Below are 3,690 nucleotides of genomic sequence, written 5' to 3'. Positions count from 1 at the left end.
ATCGCGGCGATGGAACCCCAGCCCATGCGCGTCTGGCCCTCGGCCGCCGCGATCACCCGGCTCGAGCAGACCTTCGACTGGGTGCTCTGGATCGAGGAGGCGGAGCGCAAGCTGGTCTGGTCTCGTGCCGCCTGCGTGCCGTGGAAGCAGATCAGCGGCGAGCTGGGGTGCGACCGCACGACCGCCTGGCGTCGCTGGCAGCTGGCACTGACCAAGATCGCTGCGCGCCTGAATGCGCAGTGACTCCAATGTGTTGCAACACTTTTTCCTTCGACATCTGCAACAGATCCATGCTATTCCGAAGGCAAGATGGGGAGAGTGCGCTGGAAAGCTCGCTCTCCCCTTTGCGTTGACCGGGGCCTTCTGGACCCCGGTATCCAGCGAGGGTCCGGCCGGGGTCCACCCCGAGGCAGTTTCCGGTTCCTTCCTGGCGATATTCGTATGCTGGCGGGCGAAGCGCGGGACATCGCCAGCGACAGGGCCGGATTTTTGGGAAGCCAGCCGGAAGCCACCGCCGCCTGAACCCGCCTGAAACACTGCAAAATCAAACCCTTGAAGCTGGACACCCCTGGTGGCCGCTGGACCCCGCGTGGAGTCCAGTCTGGACCCCGGAGTCCGGAAGCCAGGGGTATCCACCCTGATCCGAGGAATGACCCGCCGATGACGCTTAGCTTTGCCCCGGATCGGATCGAGACGTGGCCGCTGGCCAGGCTGCAGCCATACGCCCGCAATGCGAAGGCGCATGGTGCCGACCAGGTCGCGAAGATCGCCGCTAGCATGGCCGAGTTCGGCTGGACCGTGCCGTGCCTCGTGGCCGAGGACGGCGAGCTTATCGCGGGCCATGGCCGGGTGCTGGCAGCCACGCAGCTTGGGCTGACCGAAGCGCCGGTGATCGTGCTGGGCCATCTGACCGAAGCGCAGCGGCGGGCATATCGCATTGCGGACAACAAGCTGACGGAGCTCGGCACCTGGGACGAGGCGCTGCTGTCGGCAGAACTGAACGATCTGCTCGCCGAAGATTTCGACCTGTCCCTGGTCGGCTTCTCCGATGGCGAGTTGGACAAGCTGCTGGCTTTCGTGCCGGAGGGGGGCGGAGAAGAAGGTGGCGCCGGGGGCTCCGTGCCGCCGGTGACCATCCCCGAACCGCCGCGTAACCCGGCCTCGCGGACGGGCGATCTCTGGATCCTCGGCGATCACCGGCTCCTTTGCGGTGACAGCACCAGCGCGGCCGATGTGCGCCGCCTGATGAATGGCGAGCGCGCAATCCTGTTCGCGACGGACCCGCCCTATCTGGTGGACTATGACGGCTCGAACCATCCGACCCGGAACAAGGATTGGTCGGCGTCCTACGGCACGACCTGGGACGACAGTTCGCAGGGGGCGGAGCTCTACGACGGGTTCATCTCGGCGGCCGTGGCCGAGGCGATCACCGACGATGCGGCCTGGTACTGCTGGCACGCCTCCCGCCGCCAGGCGATGCTGGAAGCCTGCTGGGAGAAGGCTGGCGCCTTCGTCCATCAGCAGATCATCTGGGTGAAGGACCGAGGGGTGCTGACCCGGTCCCACTACCTCTGGAAGCACGAGCCCTGTTTCATGGGCTGGCGCCGCCCGAACCGGCCGCCGAAGGTGGCCGAGCAGACGCTGCCCTCGACATGGGAGATGCCGTCCTTCGCGAAGGACGACCGGCCCGACCACCCGACGCCGAAGCCGCTCGACGCCTTCGGCATTCCGATGCGCCAGCACGTGGCGCGCGGCGGGCTCTGCTACGAGCCCTTTTCGGGCTCCGGCTCGCAGATCATGGCGGGCGAGGCCAACGGCCGCCGCGTCTTCGCGATGGAAATCAGCCCAGCCTATGTCGAGGTCGCGGTGGAGCGCTGGCAGGCCGAGACCGGCCGCGACGCGATCCTCGACGGTGACGGTCGGACCTTTGCGCAGGTGAGGACCGAGCGGCTGAGCGGAACCCGGGCCGCACCCGCACCACATCCTGAACCCGCCGCGTGACATGCATGACCTGGCTTTACCTTCCTCCGGATGCGCTTCCGGAGCCGCAGACGCATGCCTCTTCGGCCTCTCCCTCTGCTCCGGCGCAGGTGGTCTCGACCTTGGGCTCACCATCGCTATCCCCGGATATCGTGCTGTGGGCCATGTCGAACGGGAAACCAACGCCGCAGCCACTCTCGTGGCGCGGATGGAAGACGCGTCCCTGGATCGCGCGCCTGTCTGGGACGACGTTGGAACCTTCGACGGCCGACCGTGGCGCGGTGCGGTGGACATCGTCACTGCGGGCTATCCGTGCCAGCCGTTCTCGGTCGCGGGCAAGCGCCGGGGTGCGGACGACCCGCGCCACCTCTGGCCGCATGTCGCCCGCATCATCGGCGAGATCGAACCGCCCTTCGTGTTCCTCGAGAATGTCGCCCATCATCTCCGCCTCGGCTTCCCCGAAGTCGCCGCAGGACTGGTCGGCATGGGCTACCGCCTTGCGGCAGGCCTCTTCACGGCGGCGGAAGTCGGCGCACCGCACAAGCGCGAGCGGCTCTTCATCCTCGCCGTCCGCGAGGGAGACGACCTGGCCGACCCCGCGCGCCTGCTCTGGGACCCGGTCGAGTGGCGGGAACCGGACGGAACTGCTGCGCCTTTGGCCGACGCCGAGGGCCAGCGCCAACGAGAACCGGCAGACGAAGCCGACTCCGTCGCAGGAAGCGGGGCAGCACGGGATGAACCTAGCGACGACGGCCGCGATGTGGCCGACACCGATGGCGAACGACGGCTGCAAACCGAGCGCAGGCAATCGGCGGACAGCAGACCTGACCCATTCGGCGGGGATGTGGATGACGCCGACGGCTCGAGACCACAAGGATGGGGCGACCACCTTGGCGAACACGCCGGTGAACGGGCTGCTTGGCCGCCAGGTCCTGGTGACACCGACGGCTGGGCCGAATACCTCCGACGTGCGCCGAACCTTGAACCCGCTGTTCGTCGAGGCGCTGATGGGCTGGCCCACCGGGTGGACCGGCTTCGGCTCTGTGGCAACGGCGTGGTCCCCCTGGTTGCGGCGCATGCGCTGCGAACTCTGGCGGCTGAGTTGCTGGCCGATGGATGAGGTAGCGGCATGAAGCAGTCCCGCCTCATGTCGCTGGTCGAGTCCGTCGCCAACGTGATCGTCGGCTACGGTGTCGCCGTGCTCACGCAGATCCTGATCTTCCCGGTCTTCGGGCTGCACACGACGCTGGCGCAGAATCTGAAGATGGGCGCGGTGTTCACGGTGGTCAGCATCGCGCGGTCCTACGTCTTGCGGCGGCTGTTCGAACGGCTGAGGCGAGCCTGATGCGGCTGCTGGCGGATCGGCCATCCCGCTGGTAGCCTTGGCACATGTCCGAAGGCTGGCAACATATCGAGATCAACGATCACGGGACCATCGTCGTCCTGCGTCCGATTTCGGACGAGGGACGGGACTGGTTCGCGGAGCATGTCGGCGAACCTGAGCCGGGTGGCATCTACACCTGCGAGCCGCGCATGGCGCAGGATATCCTGCAGGCCGCCGCCCGCGATCTGCTGTCGTGGCAATGAAAAACCGCCGCCCGGTCGGGGCGGCGGCGTAGCGATCTCCTTGCTGCGTCAGGCGGCGGCAAGCCTGTAGACCCGTCCGCGTCCTTCGACCTTCTCCGAGGTCACCTCGAGTCCGAGCTTCTT

General features: G+C 67.3%; 5 protein-coding genes. All 5 read left to right on the top strand.

Annotated elements, in window-relative coordinates; all coding sequences use genetic code 11:
- The coding region (locus tag G5V65_RS21575) for a DUF6362 family protein (RefSeq protein ID WP_241250700.1) at positions 1–243 on the top strand (243 nt) is incomplete at its 5' end.
- 417 nt (positions 244–660) lie between these two features.
- Complete coding sequence (locus G5V65_RS21570) at positions 661–2,001, top strand: site-specific DNA-methyltransferase (protein WP_165054623.1); 1,341 nt, start codon at positions 661–663, stop codon at positions 1,999–2,001.
- 1 nt (position 2,002) lies between these two features.
- Complete coding sequence (locus G5V65_RS21565; protein WP_165054620.1) at positions 2,003–3,100, top strand: DNA cytosine methyltransferase; 1,098 nt, start codon at positions 2,003–2,005, stop codon at positions 3,098–3,100.
- A gap of 9 nt (positions 3,101–3,109) precedes the next feature.
- Positions 3,110–3,325, top strand: coding sequence for a DUF7220 family protein (locus tag G5V65_RS21560; RefSeq protein ID WP_165054618.1), 216 nt, complete (start codon positions 3,110–3,112; stop codon positions 3,323–3,325).
- 44 nt (positions 3,326–3,369) lie between these two features.
- Entirely contained in the window at positions 3,370–3,567 is a 198-nt protein-coding gene (locus tag G5V65_RS21555; RefSeq protein ID WP_165054615.1) for a hypothetical protein, read from the top strand.
- The last annotated feature ends 123 nt before the right edge of the window (positions 3,568–3,690 follow it).

Source organism: Paragemmobacter kunshanensis, assembly GCF_011059185.1.
Lineage (GTDB): Bacteria > Pseudomonadota > Alphaproteobacteria > Rhodobacterales > Rhodobacteraceae > Paragemmobacter > Paragemmobacter kunshanensis.
Note: the sequence above shows the minus strand (reverse complement) of the source record. Positions and strands in the feature narration are given on the sequence as shown.

Excerpts from the sequence above, each read along its gene's own strand:
- G5V65_RS21570 (WP_165054623.1), top strand. The coding sequence starts at position 661 with ATGACGCTTAGCTTTGCCCCGGATCGGATCGAGACGTGGCCGCTGGCC.
- G5V65_RS21565 (WP_165054620.1), top strand. The coding sequence starts at position 2,003 with ATGCATGACCTGGCTTTACCTTCCTCCGGATGCGCTTCCGGAGCCGCA.
- G5V65_RS21560 (WP_165054618.1), top strand. The coding sequence starts at position 3,110 with ATGAAGCAGTCCCGCCTCATGTCGCTGGTCGAGTCCGTCGCCAACGTG.
- G5V65_RS21555 (WP_165054615.1), top strand. The coding sequence starts at position 3,370 with ATGTCCGAAGGCTGGCAACATATCGAGATCAACGATCACGGGACCATC.